Raw genomic sequence first — 21,872 nt, 5'->3', positions numbered from 1 at the left:
AAACTTTGAGAACAGGTAGTCTGCAAACTTTAGTATCTATTGATTACGAGAAAATAAATAGTACTAACAACGAGTTTTGTAAAACCTTTCAACTCAAGGGTGAAATGTTTAATTCAGTTGTTGAGGAAATTCTTAAAAATGAGTATTTAAACAGCCAATTATCTACTCAAGATATTGAATATCTTATTGAATTTTCAGAGGGAAATCCTAAAATGGCAATTAACTTTGTTAAAGCAGCAATCAACAAAACTGATTTAAATCAAGGTTTTGACAAGGAACTGCTTGAAAAATTAATCTTTGGAAGAGAATCTCTTAATGAAATAGATTTTAATATTTTAAAGTTATGCTCCGTTTTCAAATACTTTGAATATCCATCTGAAGATTTTTATTCTATAGATAAAGATGGCTATATGTTACTTTTAGAACATGTTAACTTTTTTTCAAGCTATTTAAATATAGATCCGGATAGTGTTGAGAGTACAATAAAAAAATATTTAGAAAAAGTTGTCCTTGAGAGAAGAGGAAATAAAATAGTAATTAGACCCAATCCTCTTTCGTTAAAACTATCAATTTTATTTTGGGATGAATTAAATATTGTAAAATATGAATCATTCATTCGAAGCATTCCAAAAAATTTAATTACTCCTCTAGTTGATCAACTTAGCCAACTAGGTAGTGTAGGTAAAGCTAAAGAACTTGTTAAGACTATATGGGGTGTTGATGGAAATTTTTCGACAGCGGAAATTTTAAATTCTAGTATGGGTTCACGCCTTTTTCGCTCAATTGTAACCGTGAATCCAAAGGAAACTGTTAAAGTATTGTCTAAGAGATTCTTAAATCAACCTAAAGAATATCTTGAAGCAATAGTAGAAGGGAGACAAAACCTTGTTTGGGCTTTAGAAAAATTATGTTTTAGAAAAGAAACTTTTATTGAATCTACAAAGGTTTTAATGTGTTTTGCGGTTGCTGAGAATGAAACGTATTATTCCAATAATGCAACTAGTTATTTTACACAACTTTTTAGAATATTTTTAGCAGGCACAGAGATTGGTTATGATCCACGTATTGAAGTTTTAAAATGGGCTTTAGATAAAGAAGATTCAGACTTTGATACTTTAGTAATAAAAGCTAGTGAAAGAGCATTCACCCCTTTGGCAAATTTACACAAAACCAGAGGTGCAGAAAATCAAGGTGGTCTCCTGCCATTAGAAGATTATAGACCTAATTCAGCTATAGAAATAAATGAATATCGAGAAAAAATATTGAAATTATTGTCAAGATTTATTTCTCATAAAAATGAATTTCAATTATCTGCTCAAAGAGCTATTTATAATAACATATCTAATTTGTTTGAATTCAATTACGAAATAGATAAACTGAAAATTATTATTGATTTAATATGTAAAAATATTGTTGACAGAGATGATTTATTAAAAAGTTTACACTCTCAACTTAGCTATCAAAAAATAAGTGAATCTCAAGGGCAATTTATTAATGGTTATATCGAAGATTTAAAGACTAATTCAATAGAAGAAAGAATATTATATAATGTCTCAGAACCAAAAATAATTATACGAACGATAAAAGAAGGGGACAGTTACGATGATAAAGGTAAAAGACTTGCTGAAAAATTTGCAGAAGATGTTATATCTGAAAAAATTGATATTCGTCCATACTTCAAAAATCTTTTAACAGGTAATCAATTTTATACTTATGATTTTGGAAAAAAACTTTCAGAATTAAGTGTTTATAATCAAGATTTTGTTGATGATCTTGTATCTGTACTCTTAACACTTGAAAATAAGCCACATAATTTATCTTTTTTGTTTGGCTACATCTCTGTTTTGGAACCAAAAAAAACTAATGATATCTTCAATATTTTGATTTCCAAACAATCATCTTTTGCATTTAATATTTTTCGCTTTGATGAGAATAATTTTGAGAGTGTTTTAAAGCTTCTTGATTTAGTTAAAAATCATAATATTCAATCGAATAAATTAGAAATTATTAAATACGATATTGTCAAATTAAATCCGTCTGAATTAATTCAATATTTCCGTTTGATTAAAAATTTCGAAAATGGTCATATTTTAATTATGGATACTTTCAGTATTCTAATATGGAATTCTAGAAACAACCAATTGGAAATAGATGAAGGCATCTTAAAGTATATTAAATCAATAATTGAAGAAGAAAATATATTAATTAAGATCAATTCTACGAGAACAATAGATTTATACACTTGGGAAGAAATAATGGCTTTTTTGATAAAAAAATTTCAAAGTGAAATTTGTAAGAATATAGCAAATCATATTGTTGGGTATCAAAAAGCATTATCGTTTTTATCAAGTGGAGAACCTCATATAGCAAACATTGCTAATCTAACGTTGGATATTGACTTTGAAAACTGCTGGAATATTTACTCAAAATTAATCTTAGAAAAACATACAATTGAGTTTTGGAACATTTTTGATATGAGTTGGATCAGTGGTGTGACTTCAAAACATCCATTTTTTTGTAACGAAACTAGAAATAAAAAATTATTCAGCTGGCTTTTAAATAATAGAGAAATAGCGCCTTGGGTAGTTAGAGTGGCTCCGCTGTTTGATGAAAATGGCCAAGATTGGTTTTTGTTTACAGAAGAATTAATAAATGTTTTTGGTAAAGACAAACATTTTATAAATGAATTATCATGTAATCTTCATTCAATGACTACATGGGGCTCTAGGGTTCCATTTTTAAAATCAAGATTAAAATTAGTTGAACAACTTAAAGATCATAAAATAAAAGATGTCAGAGAATGGGCAATTAGTGAGATAGAGGCTTACAAAAAAAATATAAAAATTGAAGAAATAACGGATGAAGAAGGTTTTTTAGGACTTTAAATAGACATTATCAAAATATTAATATAAAAATCATTTATAATAGGTTGAATGTATGAAATCAAATTTCAATAATGAACAAAAAAACACCCAATTCTAGAAGAATTGGGTGTAATATTGGGTGTTATTTAAAATTTGGAAATAAAGAGTCTCTTTTATTTAGCTTTTTTGGAAATAAATAGCACTATTTGTACTACATATGTACTCCACATATATCCTTAACCCTTATGAAACCAGAGTAATTACATATTGTATCGGGAAGTAAGTCTTAGGGCACCTTGTATTTTTATATGCTTTTAAAAATTAAGAAAAGATTTCGCTGTGAGCTTTATTTTTCTGAAATGTACAAGACGTTTCTGTTAAAAAACAAACGTCTGGTTTTCAAGGGGTAATAGTGATATGAGTTGTTTGTTTGTCCTAATCGACTCAAATTCAGTCAAATTTTGAGCCGATTAAGTCGTTTAATCGGCTCAAAACTATAATAAGTAATCCTTTTTTACCGCGTATTTAACCTAGAACAAGTGTGAAATCAACAAAAACCAGGAGCTTGTTTGTCTTTTTAATATTAAATTGAAGTTGCATTATAAATTTGGGTTTTCATATTGTAATCCGGCATTAATTACATTGAAAAGTAGGTTATTGAAGATGAATTTTAAATAGATAAACTCCGCAAATCAACGCTATATTATCAATGCTTTTAACTATACACTCAACAACGTAGGTCGTAGTATTCTTTGAACATCAACATTATCATTCTGCTGTATTAAAAAAGGTTCTAAATCTTCCGAAGTCATCATTTGTTCTTCTTTATCTATAAACCCATAACCACAATACAAGCTATCTTTTATCATGATAAAAGCGTTTTCATTTTCATGTCTGCCTTGTTGTTTTAAGATCATATTTTTTGAGTTGGTTTTGGAGTATTCAATAGCTTGTTTAACACGAATATTATAAAGTGCTACCGATTCTGTTTTTCTACAAACACCTTTACAGGATTGAACTTCGTAACCAGAACATTCTTGAAGACCTTCCTGTAAATGACAGTATTTAGGACATAAATTGAACTGTTTGCACAGTTTTTCTAAATATTGCTGACATGTTTTTATGCTATACAGGATATGAAAAGGTGAGGGGGCTGCTTTTAGGGTGTTAAAAGCTAAATGTATGATGCCATTGCGGTCTTGATAACTAAAGATACCGTAGGCTTTGGGAGCCCTTTTTAATACTTGATTGTATTTAGGGTTGTATTCTTTTATGGCAGCATCTTCCATAAGTAATGCAATGGTTTCACTTCCAGAAAGTTCAAAATCTATATCGACCGTTTCTTGTGTTAAAAGCAACTCTTTTTCTGCTTTGCTATTAAAATGCTTTAAAACTTGTTTTTGAATGTCGGTAGCATGACCTACATAAATAACAGTATCTTTTTTATCTTTAAAATAGTAAACCCCAATGGCTTTCGGTAATTGATTATAAGTTTCTGCTTTCAGGTTTTTAGGCAACTTAGTTTCTTTAGCGTCTTTTTTCAGAAATACCTGAATGACATCTTGAGCATCTGGTTGCTCTAATAATTTTTGAAAAAGAATAACCGTAGCTTCTACATCGCCTTTCGCGCGGTGTCTGCCGTGTATAGGGATACCTAAATCCTGACATATTTTACCTAAACTATACGATTTATGTCCGGGTATGAGTTTTCGAGACAGCCTTACGGTACATAGTTTTTTTCGGTTGAAAGCGACACCAAGGGCTTTAAACTCGTTTCTTATAACATTATAGTCGAAACTCACATTATGAGCTATAAACACCGCTTGTTGTGTGATGGCTAAGATGTTTTCAGCAATTTCATGGAATTTAGGCGCTTTAGACACCATGTAATCATCGATTCCAGTTAAATCTGTTATATAATCCGGAATTAATGTTTCTGGATTAACAAGGCTTGTAAATTCATCAACTAAAACAGCATCGTCATATCTAAAAATGGAGATTTCAGTAATCTTATTACTTGGCCCCGTAGTTTCTACGTCAATTACGGTATAAATCATGTCACCAATCGTTCTAAAGCTTTGAGCTCAATACCTAGTTCGGTAAACATATTTATAATACTGCTTAGCTTGAGCTCTTCCTCGCTATATTCTTGGGTATTAATGCTACAGGTGTATTCCCAAATTTCTAAAACTTCATTCATAGGAATGCTGTAATCATTGTATTTCTTGTTGTCAGACATTAATAAAAGGGAGCCGTTAAAGTCGATGTTATTCATAACACGCTTATACACCATGCCATCATTTAATGTAACTAAAACGTAAGTACGCCCTGTTTTTATGTCATTTCTATCTTCTATAAAACGCCCAATAACAAAGGAGCCGTCTTTCATTGGTAACATGGAATCTCCTTTTATAGGAAAGGCTCTGTGTTTTCCAGTGGGTAGGAAAGGCAATTTTATTTTTTGTAATTGCTCAATGTATTCCGGATCATCATAACCGGCTAAATACCCCGCCGAAGCTTTAATAGGAACGACTTCAATTAAATTTTCGTTATCGCTATCTATGGTAATGGGGAATAACACACGCTGATTACCTACTTCAATAAAAGAAGCGTCTGTCGCCTTAGTTAAATCATTACGCAATAAAATATCTATAGGTAATTTAAAATAATCAGACAGCAGTATAAGCATGTCAATGCTTGGTGCCGAACGGCCTTCCTCATAAGACCCAATACGAGATCGTGTCACCTTCAGTTCATCTGCAAGAACTTCTTGAGACAACTTTTTTAGGGTCCGTAAATGTTTTATGTTTTTAGCTATTATTTTCATGATGCTACAAATATAAGTAATAAATACTTTTTTTTGTAGCTGTTTTTTTGTGTCCGATAAAAAATATTTTAAGATGCATAGGTGCAACCAACGACAGATCAAGAAAAGCCTTAAATAATTATTGTACTTTTACGACCTTAAATTTTAAAATTTCATGTCGAAAGTTGTTTTAATCACTGGAGGATCTTCAGGAATAGGGAAATCTATAGGAACGTTTTTAAATTCTAAAGGTTATGTTGTATATGGTACGAGTAGAAATCCGCAGCATTATAAAGATAGCCCATTTCCTATACTTGCTCTCGATGTTAAAGATGGTGAAACTATAACCAATACCGTTCAAGATGTGATTAAGAAGGAGGGGAGATTGGATGTGGTTATAAACAATGCAGGTGCTGGTATAACAGGACCTATAGAAGAAATTCCAGACACTGAAATTAAAAACAATTTTGAGACGAATTTTTTCGGACCCCTAAAAGTGATTAAAGCGGTGTTGCCACAAATGAGAAAGCAAAACGCCGGATTAATTATTAATATCACCTCAATAGCTGGTTATATGGGTTTGCCTTACCGAGGTGTTTATAGTGCGAGTAAAGGCGCTCTGGAGCTTATCACAGAGGCTTATCGTATGGAGTTGAAAAACTTTAATATAAAAATGACCAATGTGGCCCCTGGCGATTTTGCTACTAATATTGCAGCAGGACGTTATCATGCACCGCTGTTAGACGATTCGCCTTATTATAAAACGTATAAGGGTACTTTAGAGTTGATGAATGCACATGTTGATCACGGGAGTAATCCTAATATGATGGCCGAAGCGGTTTGTAAAATCATTGAAACCAATAACCCTAAGGTACACTATAAAGTAGGGGCGTTTATGCAGAAGTTTTCCATTGTTTTAAAACGTATTTTACCAGGTACGGTTTATGAAAAACTTTTAATGAATCATTATAAGCTTTAAGCTGTAGTTCAGGTTTTGATAAAAACGGGAAGTCTTTTAAAGGCTTAAGTTGCTGTATAGAACCAGACTAATTATCTGAAGAAACGCTTTATAAAAAGTAGGGTTTCGACAAATCTACCAGACAAATCAAATTTTATTAACTTTTCAGAAGGACTCTAATACGAACTATATTTTATTGAGAAATTATCTGTTGATGAGACCTAGAATATCATCTTCAAATTTATAAGAGAAAATATTCGCATTACTCTCTATAATTTTTTTGTCCTTATCAACAATAATAGTTTTAGTAATCGGGTAGATGATTAATTTTTCTGAAGCCAATTTAGAGTTTTGAAACTGGTATTCATGCTCATGATTAAAATTAAAGTTATCTAAAAGCTTCTCGGCTTTTTCTAAACCATAATCATCCACATTTATAGTAATGAAATGCACTTCAGGGTACTTAAGTTCTAATTCTCTAATCTTGTAGTGACTGTCCTTGAAATGCTGATAATAAACGTTAGACCAAAACGTAATAACGGTCAGTTCGTTAATAAGCGTGTTAAGTTCAATCGCTTCATGGTTGTAATCAACAAGGTCAACAAGCGGTAATTGCGATCCATTTTTTAATTTATGGATGGAATTAGCATATTTAGTCATACGCTCTTTTTCAGACACATTACTACTCTTATCCAGGTAAAAATTTAAAACCTTTCGGTTGTAGGATTCATCATCATGTTTCGATAAGTATTTTAAAGTGAAATGATAAAGTAAATCATCTTTAATATTAGGGTCTGAAACTAGGCTGTCAACCAGTTTTAAACGTTCGAAATTGTAGCAAAAAGCATGTTGCTTACGCGATTTTTCATCGTCGTGTTTAGCGTGCTTTTTAAGCGCTAAATTACTTATGTTGTGCTTTAAAAAAGTACGGTAATTGTGGTAATCACTAAAAAAGGTATCGTTATAATTGATGGTTTTTCGATAATCATAAAAACCATCAGGTAAACTTTTAAGGTTTTTCATTTTGTTCTTCCCGTGGTGCGCAAAGGGGTACACCTCTTTATTGGAGTAATAACTGTATTTGTTGTTGGCTTCAGCTATTTTAATGAATAAAGGAGAAGGATCATATCGGTTTATAAAACTAGCTAAAAGTTTATCCTTTTGATCTCTAATAGAGTCTATCTTTTGCTCATAGGCATCAGGAGAGAGTTGGCAAAGTTTAATAATGTATTTTTCTTCCTTTTCGTGCTCAAGAAAATCATTAATCAAGTAGTTGTTTTTCTTATCACCATGACCGGTAAAAACCAAAGATTCATCAAAGTCTAAGGTGTTTAATCGAAACAAGACACTATCTCTAGGTTCTAATAGCACCATTTGTGTTTCAACACCGTGTTTAAAGGTATAAATTCCTGGAGTAAGCGAGTCTAACTTGTAAAGAAATCGGTTAACACCATTTAGTTTTACAGTGTCTATAACTTTTTGATCTCTAGAAAGAACAACGTAGTTGGTATTGGGATTTATAATTTCACCACCAATATATGCATAACTATCTCTCTCATTATCACTGTCTTGTTTACAGCCAAAAAAGGTTAATAGTAAAACTACAACTGAAAAGTAAATTCTCATAAATATGATAAGGTGTCTTTGGAGAAGCAAAAGTATAGGTTGTTACGGGATTCGGCTGTTAAGAGGCTGTTAAAAGTTGTTTTTCTTACAAATTTAGAGTCGTTTCTAATTGATTTTATCGCTTAAAATTGCTACGCTTAAGTTTCGTCTTACCAATTCATTTTTCTACTTTTGCAAAAATTTTAATATAAATTATGCTATCAGTATCAAATCTTTCTGTCCAATTTGGAAAACGTGTGCTTTTCGATGAAGTAAATACCTCTTTTAACAATGGTAATTGCTACGGTATTATTGGCGCCAATGGGGCTGGTAAATCTACCTTTTTAAAGATTCTTTCTGGGAAGTTAGATCCAACCTCTGGTCATGTGTCGCTAGAAGCAGGAAAGCGTATGTCGGTATTTGAGCAAGACCATAGTTTATATGATGAGCATACAGTGTTAGAAACCGTTTTAATGGGGAATAAACCACTTTTCAAAATTAAATCTGAAATTGATGCCCTTTACGCCGATTACACCGATGAAAACGCCGAGAAAATAGGGGAGTTACAGGTGCAGTTTGAAGAAATGGATGGCTGGAACGCCGATAGTAATGCAGCCTCTATGTTATCTAACTTAGATATTAAAGAAGACTTGCATTATACCATGATGGCCGATTTAGACGGTAAACAAAAAGTACGTGTGTTATTAGCACAGGCTTTATTTGGAAATCCAGATGTGCTTATTATGGATGAGCCTACCAACGACTTGGATTACGAAACCATTTCTTGGTTAGAAAACTTCTTGGCTAATTATGACAATTGTGTGATTGTAGTTTCGCACGATAGACACTTTTTAGATGCGGTGTGTACACATATTTCGGATATTGACTTCGGAAAAATTAATCACTACTCAGGAAACTATACCTTCTGGTATGAGTCTTCGCAATTAGCCGCAAGACAACATGCACAGCAAAACAAAAAAGCTGAAGAGAAAAAGAAAGAATTAGAAGAGTTTATTCGTCGTTTTTCTGCCAACGTAGCTAAAAGTAAACAAGCTACTAGTCGAAAGAAAATGATTGATAAATTGAATGTAGCTGATATTAGACGTACCAGTAGAAGATATCCTGCTATTATTTTTGAACGCGAAAGAGAAGCAGGTGATCAAATTTTAAATGTTGAAGGCCTTGCAGCTTCTATGGATGGTGAAGTGTTGTTTAAAGACATCGACTTAAACTTAGCCAAAGGCGATAAAGTGGTGGTGTTTTCACGTGATTCGAGAGCAACTACAGCGTTCTATCAGATTTTAAATGATAAAGAAAAAGCCGATGCCGGTAAATTCATGTGGGGTGTCACGACAACACAATCGTATTTACCTTTAGATAATAGTGAGTTTTTTGATAACGACTTAACCTTAATTGATTGGTTACGTCAGTGGGCAAAAACTGAAGAAGAGCGCGAAGAAGTTAATATTCGTGGTTTCTTAGGAAAAATGATTTTTAGTGGTGAAGAAGCCTTTAAAAAATCGACGGTACTTTCGGGTGGTGAAAAAGTTAGATGTATGCTATCTAGAATGATGATGGTACGTGCGAACGTGTTACAACTTGATGAGCCTACAAACCACTTAGACCTTGAAAGTATCACAGCTTTTAATAACTCCTTAAAAAACTTTAAAGGCACCATATTATTTACCACACATGATCACGAGTTTGCACAAACAGTAGCAAATAGAGTGGTTGAATTAACACCAAACGGTGTGATAGACCGCTACACCACTTGGGATGATTATATGCAGGATCCTAAAATTAAAGAATTACGTAATCAAATGTATGGGGCGTAGGGTTTAGGCTTTAGGCAATATGCTGTATGTTTTATGCTGAAGGCTTGTAACTTCGTTTCATTGAAGCTGTGTATACTGATTTTGCTGCCCTTCGACAAGCTCAGTGTGACATCGTAGTGCATAGTTTCAGAGTTTTTTAAAGGTTTTATCTACGGTCTTCGAGCGGAGTCGAGAAGTTAAGTTACAAGGTTATAAGGTTACAGCGTTAAAAAGGTGGTGACATTCAGAAGGAGGAAGGACTGAAGAATCTTTAGCTCAAAAACTTGTCGTAAAACATAGATTCATGAAGGTTTTTTGCCTTAGGTTGTATGTTTTATGCCAGTAACCAACAGCTAATTTTCACTTCTAATATCTACTATTTAACTTTTGAAGACTCTTCGACAAGCTCAGAGTGACAAGTTGGGACCACGTTTCAGAGGTAGCTTAATAATCCATAGTCAATAATAAATAATCAATTTTTTTTGGCTTTATGCTGAATACTTATGACATGGTTTTATCTACGGTCTTCGAGCGGAGTCGAGAAGTTAAGTTACAAGGTTACAGCATTAAAAAGGTGGTTTCTTCCAGAAGGAGGTATGACTGAAGAATCTTTAACTCAATAACTTGTCGTAAAACATAGATTTATGAAGGTTTTTTACCTTAGGTTGTATGTTTTATGCCAGTAACCAACAACTAATTTTCACTTCTAATATCTACTATTTAACTTTTACCTTTGATGGTTCTTCGACAAGCTCAGTGTGACACCGTAGTGGAGAGTTTCAGAAGTGGGTTAATAATCAATAATAAATAGTCAATTTTCTTACCCAACAACCAATATCTACCACAAAAAAAACAGCCTAGAAAATTCCAGACTGTTTTATAAATGTTTGATTTGTTTTGGAAAACTAATTTAAAGTAAAGTTTGAAGGCTATAGGTTGATACGCTTCATGAGATAACAATCACGTTCTACGAATCCCTTTTAACTTCTACCGTTTCACTTCAAATTAATTATCTATAGATCCCATAACACGCTTCATAAAGGCATTTAATGCTTCTTTTTTAGGCGTGCCATCTTTGATCATTTTGTTAACTTCAACGGCTCCATACATGTTAGAAATAAGCTCGCCAATAACATCCAATTCTTCATCTTTTAAAGACGATAATTCGGTTAAAGCTTCTAGCGTTTCGATGGTTTCAATTACGAAATCCTCGTCATTCTCCTCAATAAATTGAGTAAGATGTTTAATTACTGGTAACTTCATCGACTAAATCTTTTAAAGGATCAAATTTATTGGTTTGCACTTGGTTTAAAAAGTTCCCATTTTTAAAAGTAGCAAAGGTTGGTAAATTATCAACATTAGCTAATTTTCTTGATTCTGGGAATTTTTCAGCATCAGCGATAACGAAAGTAATGTTTTCGTTTTCGGTGGCTAACTTTTTAAATTTAGGTTTCATAATTCGGCAGTTACCGCACCATGTTGCAGAGTATTGTACTACAACTATGTCGTTGTTTGAAACTAATTCGCCTAAATTGTCTTTATCTAATTCTTGAACCATGAGTTTTGTGTTTTTAGTGTGAAGCTAAATATTCAGCAGTACCTTTAGCGTTAGCTTGCATAGCATCTTTTCCTTCTTCCCAGTTTGCAGGACAAACTTCTCCTTTTTCTTGTACGTGTGTTAAGGCATCAACTAAACGAATGTACTCACCAACATTTCTTCCTAATGGCATGTTGTTAATACTTTCGTGTTGTACTGTTCCTTCTTCGTCAATAATGTAAGTCGCTCTGTATGTTACGTTATCGCCTTCAACTTGTACGGTTCCAGTAGCTTCATCAAAAGTTTCGTTAGTAATATCTAAAATACCTAAAATGCTAGATAAGTTACGGTTGCTATCAGCTAGGATTGGGTAAGTAACACCTTCAATACCTCCGTTATCTTTTGGCGTGCTTAACCATGCGAAGTGAACTTCTGGCGTATCACAAGAAGCTCCAATAACTACGGTGTTACGTCTTTCAAATTCTGGTAAAGCCGCTTGGAAAGCGTGTAATTCTGTAGGGCAAACAAATGTAAAGTCTTTTGGATACCAAAATAAAACAACTTTTTTCTTGTTATCTCTTGCTGCTTCTAAAACGTTTAGTTTAAAAGTATCACCCATTTCGTTCATGGCGTCTACGTTTAAATCTGGGAATTTTTTTCCTACTAATGACATATTTCTGTTTTTAAGTTATTAATTATTTTCTACTGCAAATGTAGTATAGAATATAGATTTTTTAGAATAATTAAATCCTAAAAATTTATCAAACTATAGATTTTTGTTATAGTAAAATTTAAACTGAATAGTTTTCAGTTATTTGGCTGTCAGTTGCTTTATTTTGATGTTTAGCGCAGCGAATAATAAGGTGGTAAACGGACTCAACCAATTAAAAATGGCATAGATAAAGTACTCGCCAACACCAACGCCTAAAACGCCCGATTGATAAGCCCCACAGGTGTTCCAAGGAATAAGTACCGAGGTTACGGTACCCGAATCTTCAAGGGTTCTACTTAAATTTTCTGGAGCTAATTGTTTATCGGCGTAAGCTTGTTTAAACATTTTCCCAGGAATCACAATGGCTAAGTATTGATCGGAAGCAATAATGTTTAATCCCAAACAGCTAATTACCGTACTAGCAAACAAGCCGAATACAGAACTCGCTACGGCTAATAAAGCCTGTGTAATACGAGCTAATGCTCCAATACCATCCATCACCCCACCAAAAATCATGGCACAAATAATTAAAAAGATGGTCCATAACATGCCTTTCATGCCGCCAGAAGCAAAAAGTTCATTGAGTTTCTCGTTATCGGTGCTTATTTGGGTGTCTGTTAAAATGGAAGTGATTACCGCTGAGAATTTTGAATCTCCTAAACCGTTTAAAATATCCGGTTGAAACACAAAAGCAAAAATAGCAGCCAAAAGTACCCCGGCCAGTAAAGCGGCCAAAGGTTTGGTTTTTAATAATATGAGACCAACCACCACCACAGGAACCGCGAATAACCAAGGGGTAATGTTAAAGGTTGTTTTTATGGTTTGCAGTAAATCGCTAACATCGGCATTTCCCGAAGTTTCTGTGGTTGCACTTAAAATCCCAAAAACGATTAAGGTGATTACAATGGTAGGTACCGTTGTAATGGCCATATACCTAATGTGTGTAAACAAATCGGTACCCGCCATAGCAGGTGCTAGGTTGGTGGTATCACTTAATGGTGACATTTTATCACCAAAGTAAGCCCCAGAAATAACAGCCCCAGCAATCATTCCTGGATGAAGCCCCAAAGCCGTACCAATCCCCACAAGTGCAATACCTACAGTCGCCGAGGTGGTCCAGGAACTGCCCGTAGCTATAGAAATAACCGCTGCGATAACCACAGAGGCGGGTAGGAATATTTGCGGACTTAAAACCTGTAAACCATAGTAAACCATAGCAGGAATAACGCCGCTAATTAGCCATGTTCCGGCTAAGGCTCCTACTAAAAACAAAATCATAATAGGAACAAAAACACTTTTTAAATTCTCCCATATTTCTTGCAGCATGAGTTGGTAGGATACTTTGTTTAAAAAACCTACTACAGCAGCTGTAGCCGCACCAATTAATAAAATAATTTGATTAGAATATTCCCCAAACATTTCGCCGTTAGCAAAAAAAATGTTGTAGGCTAAAAAACTCATTAAAACCAGAACAGGAATTAGGGCTGCAGTAAAATTTAGGGCTTTGTTTTCTATAATATGCTGCCCTTGGGCTTCAAATTCAGAAATATTTTTGTCGTCTTGCATGAAGGTGATTTTGTAACGGTAATGTTACGATTTTCGTAGAAGTTATACAAGTTTCGGTTTCAGTCTCAGTCTCAGTCTCGGTTTTCAGTCTCAGTTTTAGTTTTCAGTCTCAGTCTCAGTTTTCAGTCTCAGTCTCAGTTTTCAGTCTCAGTCTCAGTTTTCAGTCGCAGTCTCAGTTTTCAGTCTCAGTTTTCAGTTAAACAAATCCACGATTCAACAAATTACAAAAACCATTGACGGTTGTCTATTGACGTTTCACGGTTGACGTCTCAGTTAAACAATTAAACAAATCCACGATTAAACAAAATAAAAAACCATTGACGGTTGACTATTGACCATTGACGTTTCAGTTTTGACGTCTCATTTAAACAATTAAACAAATCAACAATTAAACAAAATAAAAAACCATTGACGGTTGACTATTGACCATTGACGTTTCAGTTTTGACGTCTCAGTTAAACGATTTAACAAATCAACGATTCAACAAATTACAAAAACCATTGACGGTTTACGATTAACGTTTCACTATTGACATTTCACTTTTCACTTTTCAATTAAACAATTAAACAATTAAACAAATCCACGATTAAACATATAAACAAACCCCATCCATCCATAACAATCAAAATCTTACATAATAGAATCTTTTTAGTACATTTAGGCATTATTAATCAAACCAACAACCATTACACATGAAAAAATTAGTACTACTTGTATTAGGCTTTATTTTAGGAGCCGTTATTACTTATTATTTTTGTCCAAGACCGCTTCAAGAAGAGGTGGCTGAGCAAAAGATTGTAAAACCAAAAGGTTTAATTACTATTGATGAAGCCAAAACATTAAATAACAATTGGACCAAGCACAGAGAAAAAGCCGTAGACTCTGCAGCGGCGAAACAAGGTAGAAAAAAAGATACCCGTTCTACTTCTTGGGATTTAGATGAAATTGAAAACTACATCACTTATGCTAAAAACCAAGCCGATAGTTTAGGTTATGATATGACAGGCGTTCGTGTGTATTTAGGCGTGTATGGTGAAAACCAAGGCCAAGCTAAAAAGAACTTATCAACCATGTTTATCGTACCAACAGGGAAAAAATCAAAAGCAACCGCTAGCGCTTTGAATTTGAGTTTACGTGGTAATGATGATGATATTCCTGTGGATCCGTTGAATAGAGGCGGAGGTGGTCAAGGCGGATATAACCCTTAATTGAATTTGTGATTGATTTTCTTATAAATAACAATAGGTTATTTATAGTAGCCGTTGAGATTATAGCAGCTGTTATCGGGGGAATAGTGTATAATTTTTACAAACCTACAGCTGCTAAATTTTTTGTTTTTTTTCTTTTTTATATTGTTATCCTAGAGGTGATAGGGTTTTATACCATATTAGTAGTCCCAAATAACATACTTAGTTTTATTATTGGGACTAATTTTGAAAAGAATCATTGGTTTTACACAATTACTTGGGATATAGGAGCTGTATTGTTTTATGTTTATTATTTTAAAAAAATTTTAGTTACTCAGATCTTTAAATCCATAATTTCAATTGCAGGAATTTGCTTTTTAGTTTTTTCCATAAGTTATATTATAGTCAATAATGATATGTTTTTCACTGAGTTTTACGACAGTATTGTTGTTTTTGGGGCACTTATTATTGTCCTTTGTACCTCACTATATTTTATTGAAATTTTAAAAAGTGATAAAATATTATTTTTTTATAAAGATTTGAATTTTTACATCAGTATCACCATTTTTTTATGGTGGATTGTTGTTACCCCGTTAACCTTTTATGATGTGTATTTTGTTTATGAAGTAGGAAGCCATAATAGAGATAAAGAATTTTTCATTCTAAGACAAAGCATCTACATTATAGCCAACCTATTCATGTACGGCATGTTCACCTTTGCTTTAATATATTGTAGACCGCGAAAAAAGGAAATAGCTGACTGTAAGTAAAATTGATTATGTTTGTAAAAAATATCAACATTTTATTATGAAACAACTAATTTATTTAAAGCGCATCGTATTTATTACGGTGATTGGCTTTTTGGCATTTAACTGTTCTAAAGATGACAGCGAAAACTCTGGTAACACTTCTTTTTACAAGCCAGAGGGAGTTATTACTATCAACGAGGCACAAGATTTACATCAGGCTTGGCAAGATAAAAATGCCGCCTTATTTAATAAAGCGGGTTCTAGTAAGTTTAGTGAGCAACACCAATCGTTTTGGTGGTCGTTAGAAGATATACGTAATTATTTAGATTACGCCGAACAAGAAGCCAAAGACAAAGGTTACAACATGAACGGTATTCGTGTTTATCTAGCCGCTTATCCAGAAAAAGAAGGTCAAAACACCTTATTTATCGCGCCTACAGGATATGAAAATACAGTTAAAGCCAGTGTTCTAAATTTGAGCTTTTTTGGTGATGATGAAGATATCCCTGTAGGGCCGTTGAATAGAGGAGCAGGAGGAGCAGGAGGGTATAATCCATAATTTTTTAACTCATTTGCATGTAAGCATTTACATTTAAGTCAAATACAAGTAATAATCTTAGCAGCAGTTTTAGCCATATTCTCTTTTGAAGAGCTATGCTTTAACTGCTGTTTTTTTATTTTGTATTTTTATGCTTTAAGCTGTATGCTTTACGCAATAGGCTTTATGCTGTCATTCAGAAGGAGGCAAGACTGGAGAATCTCTACCCTAAGAAGTTGTTGTAACGTAGAGGTTTATTGCTTTAGGTCGTACGCTTTACGCAATAGGCTTTATGCTGTCATTCAGAAGGAGGTACGACTGAAGAATCTCTACCCTAAGAAGTTGTTGTAACATAGAGGTTTATTGCTTTTGGTCGTACGCTATCCGCCAATAACCAGTAACTAACAACCAATAACCAATTCCAATTCTAATATCTAAAATTTAACTTTTACCCTTAATAGCGCTTCCACAAGCTCAGGGTGACATGGGCTGGGTTTAGGCGTTATGCTGTGATTCAGAAGGAGGTTCGACTTAAGAATCTCTACCCTAAGAAGCGTTTGTAACACATTCACTGCTGTTCCTGCTCGATTATTCGTGATATATTCAATATCTTTAGACTCATTAAGAAAACTTGACACTTTTAATCTATACAGTAGTCGTTTCAAGTTTTCTAGAGAGAGAAACAACTAACCCACTATTTTATGATTGTTTTAAGCATTATGGAAGCAGGTGAACGCTTGGCCAGTACATCTTCGGCAGAGCGTTATATGCTGATATACATGATTAATGTTTTGGCTATTATAGTAGTGCTGTTTATTGCGTTTTTCGTGATGTTTAATATTCGTAAAAATAAACTTCTGCAAGAAAGAATTAAACGCGAACAGGAGTTTGAAACCCAAATTGCCACTGCTAAAGCCGAAACTCAAGAACAGATTTTAAAAGATATTGCCTGGGAGTTACATGATAGCGTCGGACAATTATTAATATTTGGAAATATGCAGTCTCGCTCATTACTGCGTTTGAGTCCGGAATCCTTAGAATTTAAAGTTGCTGAAGTTAATGAAACCTTTAATTCGAGCTTGACCGAAGTAAGAGCCTTATCTAAAACGCTTAACGGCGAAGTGGTTTTGGATTTAGGTTTTCAAAAATCGATTTCAAACGAACTGATTCGACTCGAGCGCATGCGCTTTGATAAAGCAGTACTTGAGGTTGTTGGGGACAACAAGCTTTTTCCTCGTAGTAAAGACGAAGTCATGCTTTTTAGAATCCTTCAAGAGTTTTTATCGAATTCTGTAAAATACTCACAAGCCAAAAACATTCATATTACTTTAGATTACCAAGCAGATTATTTGGTTGTTACCGCTAAAGATGATGGGAAAGGATTTGACATCAATACCATAGAAAAAGGCTCCGGACTAATTAATATGAATGGCCGTGCAAAATTGATTAATGCCGAATTAACTATGAATAGTGCACCTGGAGAAGGGGTGGAGTTGATTATTCGTTATCCGCTAGACAATGCTACGCAGGAAGAGGTTGATGTTTAAAGTTACGTTGTACTCTAAGAAACTATAAAGCACAGGCCTTCCAAATAACATCTTCAGGAAGCGGCGCATCAATGGTTATAGGTTCTTTTTTAACCGGATGAATAAATTCAATGTGTTTGGCGTGTAAATGAATACTAGCATCTTTATTACTGCGGTCGAAACCATATTTTAAATCGCCTTTTATGGCACAACCTATAGTGGCGAGTTGAGACCTTATTTGATGATGTCTACCTGTTTCTAAATTGATTTCAAGTAAAAAATAATGGTCTAGCTTTTTTATAACTTTATAATGCAGTACGGCTTTTTTACTCCCGGTAACCTCCTTATTGTGGGCTTTAGATTTATTGTTTTTCGGGTTTTTAACCAGCCAATGTGTTAGGGTCTCGGCTGTTTTTGGTGGTTGATTTTTTACCACAGCCCAATAGGTTTTTTGAATGTCTTTGGATATAAACAGTTTGTTTAATCGCGGTAGAACTTTACTGGTTTTTGCAAAAATTACTAAGCCTGTTGTGGGGCGATCTAAACGATGAACCGTGCCCAAATACACATTGCCAGGCTTATTGTATTTGTCTTTAATATACTCCTTAACCACATCACTTAAAGGTTTATCGCCTGTTTTGTCTCCTTGCACAATATCGCCAGCACGTTTATTTACAACAATAATATGATTGTCTTCGTAAAGTACTTGAAGGTTGGATTTGTTAGAAAGGATCTTGGAGGCGGTCAATTTTGGATATTAGATATTAGAAGTTAGATATTAAATATTAAAAGTTAAAAGTTAAAAGTTAAAAGTTAAAAGTTGAAAGTTAAAAGTTTGATTTAGGCTGTATGCTTGCCAACAACCAAAAAATTAATACTTCTCCTCTTCATTGGGGAAATCGGTTGATTTTACATCGTCTACATATTGGCCGATGGCTGTGGTCATGTCTTCGTAAAGATTTAAATAGCGGCGTAAAAATCTAGGATGAAATTCGTGGGTCATTCCTAACATATCGTGTAGTACTAAAACTTGTCCGTCTACATCTGGACCAGCACCAATACCAATAATAGGAATACTAACACTTTGGGCAACTTCTTTGGCTAATTGAGCAGGGATTTTTTCTAAAACGATGGCATAACAACCAATACGTTCTAACATTTTAGCATCGGCGATAAGGCGTTTTGCTTCTTCTTCCTCTTTAGCACGAACGGTATAAGTACCGAATTTATAAATAGATTGCGGCGTTAAACCTAAATGGCCCATAACAGGAATTCCAGCATTTAAAATACGCTTTATAGATTCTTTAATTTCTTTACCACCTTCTAATTTTACAGAATGTGCTCGACTTTCTTTCATGATTCTAATGGCCGAACGCAGGGCTTCTTTAGGATCACTTTGGTAGCTTCCAAAAGGTAAGTCGACAACAATTAAAGCGCGATTTGCAGCACGTACTACCGATGAGGCATGATATATCATGTGGTCTAAGGTAATAGGCAGCGTAGTTTCGTAACCTGCCATCACATTACTAGCCGAATCGCCAACAAGAATGACATCGACACCAGCGCCATCTACGATTTTAGCCATGGTATAATCGTATGCGGTAAGCATCGATATTTTTTCGCCACGAGCTTTCATATCGACTAATGTTTTTACGGTTACTCGTTTGTATTCTTTTTTTGCTGTAGACATTTTTTATGTATAAAATTTATGAGCAGCAAAAATACTAAATAAAGCAGATATGGCTAAATTTTTATGGCTTTAGCTTCTTGTTTTACGATGGGGTTGTCATTTAACGCGGGTTGCGCAAGGGATAGGAGTGAAAAGCCCACAGGGAGGTACGACCGCGGACTTGCAACGGATAGCCCGACCCCTTAGGGTTGCGCCCAAAAACAACTAACAATCGGTGAGGTGAACGCCCACGGCAAGTCCGCCTTCGCTGGTTTCTTTGTATTTTCTACTCATGTCTTTGGCGGTTTCCCACATGGTTGAAACGACTTTATCTAGAGGTACTTTGACGTTTTCGGGGTTGGTGTCTAGCGCTAATTTCCAAAAGGTAAGTCGACAACAATTAAAGCGCGATTTGCAGCACGTACTACCGATGAGGCATGATATATCATGTGGTCTAAGGTAATAGGCAGCGTAGTTTCGTAACCTGCCATCACATTACTAGCCGAATCGCCAACAAGAATGACATCGACACCAGCGCCATCTACGATTTTAGCCATGGTATAATCGTATGCGGTAAGCATCGATATTTTTTCGCCACGAGCTTTCATATCGACTAATGTTTTTACGGTTACTCGTTTGTATTCTTTTTTTGCTGTAGACATTTTTTATGTATAAAATTTATGAGCAGCAAAAATACTAAATAAAGCAGATATGGCTAAATTTTTATGGCTTTAGCTTCTTGTTTTACGATGGGGTTGTCATTTAACGCGGGTTGCGCAAGGGATAGGAGTGAAAAGCCCACAGGGAGGTACGACCGCGGACTTGCAACGGATAGCCCGACCCCTTAGGGTTGCGCCCAAAAACAACTAACAATCGGTGAGGTGAACGCCCACGGCAAGTCCGCCTTCGCTGGTTTCTTTGTATTTTCTACTCATGTCTTTGGCGGTTTCCCACATGGTTGAAACGACTTTATCTAGAGGTACTTTGACGTTTTCGGGGTTGGTGTCTAGCGCTAATTCTGCTGCATTAATGGCTTTGATGGCGCCCATGGCATTGCGCTCGATACACGGAATTTGCACGAGTCCGCCAATGGGGTCGCAGGTAAGCCCGAGGTGATGCTCCATAGCAATTTCGGAAGCAACCAAAACCTGTTCTGGTGTGCCACCAAGGCGTTCGCATAAAGCTCCAGCAGCCATGGCTGAAGATACGCCAATTTCGGCCTGACAACCGCCCATAGCGGCACTAATGGTTGCGCCTTTTTTAAAGATGCTTCCTATTTCGCCAGCAACCAGTAAAAAACGTTTGATGTCTTCGAAATTTCCATCGTGATTTTCAATAACCAAATAGTACATGAGCACGGCAGGAATTACGCCTGCGCTTCCGTTGGTAGGTGCCGTAACCACACGGCCTAAAGAGGCATTAACTTCGTTAACAGCAAGTGCAAAACAGCTTACCCATTTTAGGATTTGACGGAATTTAACTTCGGTTTGCCTGATGGAATAAATCCACTCGACAGGATTCGTATAAGGCGCTGTGCCTTTTATATTTTGATGGATATCGAAGGCGCGGCGACGTACTTTTAATCCGCCAGGAAGTGTCCCTTCGGTATGGCAGCCCAAGTACATGCTGTCTAGCATGGTGTCCCAGATGCGTTTTAATTCGGCGTCTATTTCTTCCTCACTACGAATGGACTTTTCGTTTTCTAAAACAATTTCTGAAACCGATTTGTCCCAGGTTTTACAAAATTGAAGCAGCTCGGTGCCTTTATCGATAGGATAGGGGAAGCTGCATTTTATCTCGAAATTCTTTTTTGCGTTGTTTTTGGTTTCTTTAACCACAAAACCACCTCCAATAGAGTAGAAGGTAGAACTTTGTTTTTTGCCCTTTATAACCGTTGAAAATCGAAGTCCGTTGGAATGAAAAGGCAGAAATTTTTTATTGAAAACAATAGCGGTACTCGGATCGAATGGGATACGGTTTTCGTTATTGAAATTGAGGGTTTTGCTTTCCTTTATTTCTGAAATAATACGGTTTATATCTTCTGTAGGCATGGTTTCGGGATCGGCACCTGTAAGGCCTAACATGATGGCTAAATCGGTAGCATGTCCTTTACCAGTTAATGACAACGACCCATATAAATCGATTTGTATGTTATCGACTTGGCCAAAGGTATTGGCTTTTTTTAGTTCGGCTATCCATTGTTCGGCGGCACGCCAAGGTCCCAAAGTATGGGAGCTAGAAGGTCCTACACCAATTTTAAGCATGTCGAAAACAGAGATACATTCCATAGGGCAGCATTTTTCTGCAAATATATTGTTTTTAAAAGTGATTTATGCCGCCA

At 35.0% G+C, this 21,872-nt stretch carries 17 protein-coding genes and 2 pseudogenes; 7 read left to right on the top strand and 12 right to left on the bottom strand.

The features are described 5' to 3' along the window. Window positions 1–5: 5 nt before the first annotated feature. On the top strand, window positions 6–2,885 hold the full coding sequence (locus JJL45_RS12645) for a hypothetical protein (protein WP_202664153.1): 2,880 nt from the start codon (window positions 6–8) through the stop codon (window positions 2,883–2,885). A 698-nt stretch (window positions 2,886–3,583) separates the two neighbouring features. Here the strand turns inward: JJL45_RS12645 and JJL45_RS12640 are convergent. Next, a complete protein-coding gene (locus JJL45_RS12640) occupies window positions 3,584–4,921 on the bottom strand; it encodes an exonuclease domain-containing protein (RefSeq protein ID WP_068602284.1) in 1,338 nt (445 codons plus the stop codon). After that, window positions 4,918–5,691 carry an XRE family transcriptional regulator gene (locus tag JJL45_RS12635; protein ID WP_068602285.1) on the bottom strand — a complete coding sequence of 258 codons (774 nt, stop codon included), beginning with the start codon at window positions 5,689–5,691 and terminating at the stop codon, window positions 4,918–4,920. Before JJL45_RS12635 ends, JJL45_RS12640 begins: the two co-directional genes overlap by 4 nt. Before the next feature lie 154 nt (window positions 5,692–5,845). Here JJL45_RS12635 and JJL45_RS12630 point away from each other — a divergent pair, with 154 nt between their 5' ends. Next, window positions 5,846–6,649, top strand: coding sequence for an SDR family oxidoreductase (locus JJL45_RS12630; protein WP_068602286.1), 804 nt, complete (start codon window positions 5,846–5,848; stop codon window positions 6,647–6,649). Window positions 6,650–6,832: 183 nt separating this feature from the next. On the opposite strand, the gene JJL45_RS12625 is transcribed toward JJL45_RS12630, so the two are convergent. Further along, entirely contained in the window at window positions 6,833–8,254 is a 1,422-nt protein-coding gene (locus tag JJL45_RS12625) for a TlpA family protein disulfide reductase (RefSeq protein WP_068602288.1), read from the bottom strand. Between the two features lie 194 nt (window positions 8,255–8,448). Here JJL45_RS12625 and JJL45_RS12620 point away from each other — a divergent pair, with 194 nt between their 5' ends. After that, window positions 8,449–10,068, top strand: a complete 1,620-nt coding sequence (locus JJL45_RS12620; RefSeq protein ID WP_068602289.1) for an ABC-F family ATP-binding cassette domain-containing protein — start codon at window positions 8,449–8,451, stop codon at window positions 10,066–10,068. A gap of 984 nt (window positions 10,069–11,052) precedes the next feature. Here JJL45_RS12620 and JJL45_RS12615 read toward each other — a convergent pair. The 4 genes from JJL45_RS12615 to nhaC form a co-directional block, all read right to left on the bottom strand. Then, on the bottom strand, window positions 11,053–11,310 hold the full coding sequence (locus tag JJL45_RS12615) for a DUF6952 family protein (protein WP_067146275.1): 258 nt from the start codon (window positions 11,308–11,310) through the stop codon (window positions 11,053–11,055). Next, on the bottom strand, window positions 11,291–11,605 hold the full coding sequence (locus tag JJL45_RS12610) for a thioredoxin family protein (protein ID WP_068602290.1): 315 nt from the start codon (window positions 11,603–11,605) through the stop codon (window positions 11,291–11,293). The genes JJL45_RS12615 and JJL45_RS12610 overlap by 20 nt, the downstream gene beginning before the upstream one ends. A gap of 13 nt (window positions 11,606–11,618) precedes the next feature. Continuing rightward, entirely contained in the window at window positions 11,619–12,257 is a 639-nt protein-coding gene (locus JJL45_RS12605; protein WP_067146280.1) for a peroxiredoxin, read from the bottom strand. Between the two features lie 138 nt (window positions 12,258–12,395). Next, window positions 12,396–13,862 (bottom strand): Na+/H+ antiporter NhaC, encoded by a 1,467-nt coding sequence (nhaC, locus tag JJL45_RS12600; protein ID WP_068602291.1) that lies wholly within the window; start codon window positions 13,860–13,862, stop codon window positions 12,396–12,398. A gap of 692 nt (window positions 13,863–14,554) precedes the next feature. Between nhaC and JJL45_RS12595 the strand changes: the two genes are divergently transcribed. From JJL45_RS12595 to JJL45_RS12580, 4 genes are all read left to right on the top strand, one after another. Further along, the gene (locus JJL45_RS12595) at window positions 14,555–15,070 is read left to right on the top strand and encodes a hypothetical protein (protein WP_068602293.1); all 516 of its coding nucleotides are present in this window, start codon (window positions 14,555–14,557) and stop codon (window positions 15,068–15,070) included. 8 nt (window positions 15,071–15,078) lie between these two features. Further along, window positions 15,079–15,819: a hypothetical protein gene (locus JJL45_RS12590; RefSeq protein ID WP_068602295.1), complete on the top strand. Its 741-nt coding sequence runs from the start codon at window positions 15,079–15,081 to the stop codon at window positions 15,817–15,819. A gap of 37 nt (window positions 15,820–15,856) precedes the next feature. After that, complete coding sequence (locus JJL45_RS12585) at window positions 15,857–16,357, top strand: hypothetical protein (protein ID WP_068602300.1); 501 nt, start codon at window positions 15,857–15,859, stop codon at window positions 16,355–16,357. Between the two features lie 680 nt (window positions 16,358–17,037). Next, a complete protein-coding gene (locus JJL45_RS12580) occupies window positions 17,038–17,883 on the top strand; it encodes a sensor histidine kinase (protein ID WP_202664152.1) in 846 nt (281 codons plus the stop codon). A gap of 22 nt (window positions 17,884–17,905) precedes the next feature. On the opposite strand, the gene JJL45_RS12575 is transcribed toward JJL45_RS12580, so the two are convergent. From JJL45_RS12575 to JJL45_RS12555, 5 genes and pseudogenes are all read right to left on the bottom strand, one after another. Further along, entirely contained in the window at window positions 17,906–18,610 is a 705-nt protein-coding gene (locus JJL45_RS12575; protein ID WP_068602303.1) for an RluA family pseudouridine synthase, read from the bottom strand. A 123-nt stretch (window positions 18,611–18,733) separates the two neighbouring features. Then, entirely contained in the window at window positions 18,734–19,552 is an 819-nt protein-coding gene (gene panB, locus JJL45_RS12570) for a 3-methyl-2-oxobutanoate hydroxymethyltransferase (protein ID WP_068602305.1), read from the bottom strand. A gap of 204 nt (window positions 19,553–19,756) precedes the next feature. Beyond that, window positions 19,757–19,909 (bottom strand): annotated as a pseudogene (locus tag JJL45_RS12565) (L-serine ammonia-lyase, iron-sulfur-dependent, subunit alpha); the annotation flags it as partial. After that, a pseudogene (locus JJL45_RS12560) lies at window positions 19,906–20,193 on the bottom strand (3-methyl-2-oxobutanoate hydroxymethyltransferase); the annotation flags it as partial. The pseudogenes JJL45_RS12565 and JJL45_RS12560, both read right to left, overlap by 4 nt. Window positions 20,194–20,397: 204 nt before the next feature. Continuing rightward, entirely contained in the window at window positions 20,398–21,819 is a 1,422-nt protein-coding gene (locus JJL45_RS12555; RefSeq protein WP_068602307.1) for an L-serine ammonia-lyase, read from the bottom strand. Between the last annotated feature and the right edge of the window lie 53 nt (window positions 21,820–21,872).

The sequence above is a fragment of the Tamlana sp. s12 genome (assembly GCF_016767215.1).
Classification (GTDB): Bacteria; Bacteroidota; Bacteroidia; order Flavobacteriales; family Flavobacteriaceae; genus Pseudotamlana; species Pseudotamlana agarivorans.
The sequence above is the reverse complement of the archived record's forward strand: the minus strand, read 5'-3'. Positions and strand labels throughout refer to the sequence as shown.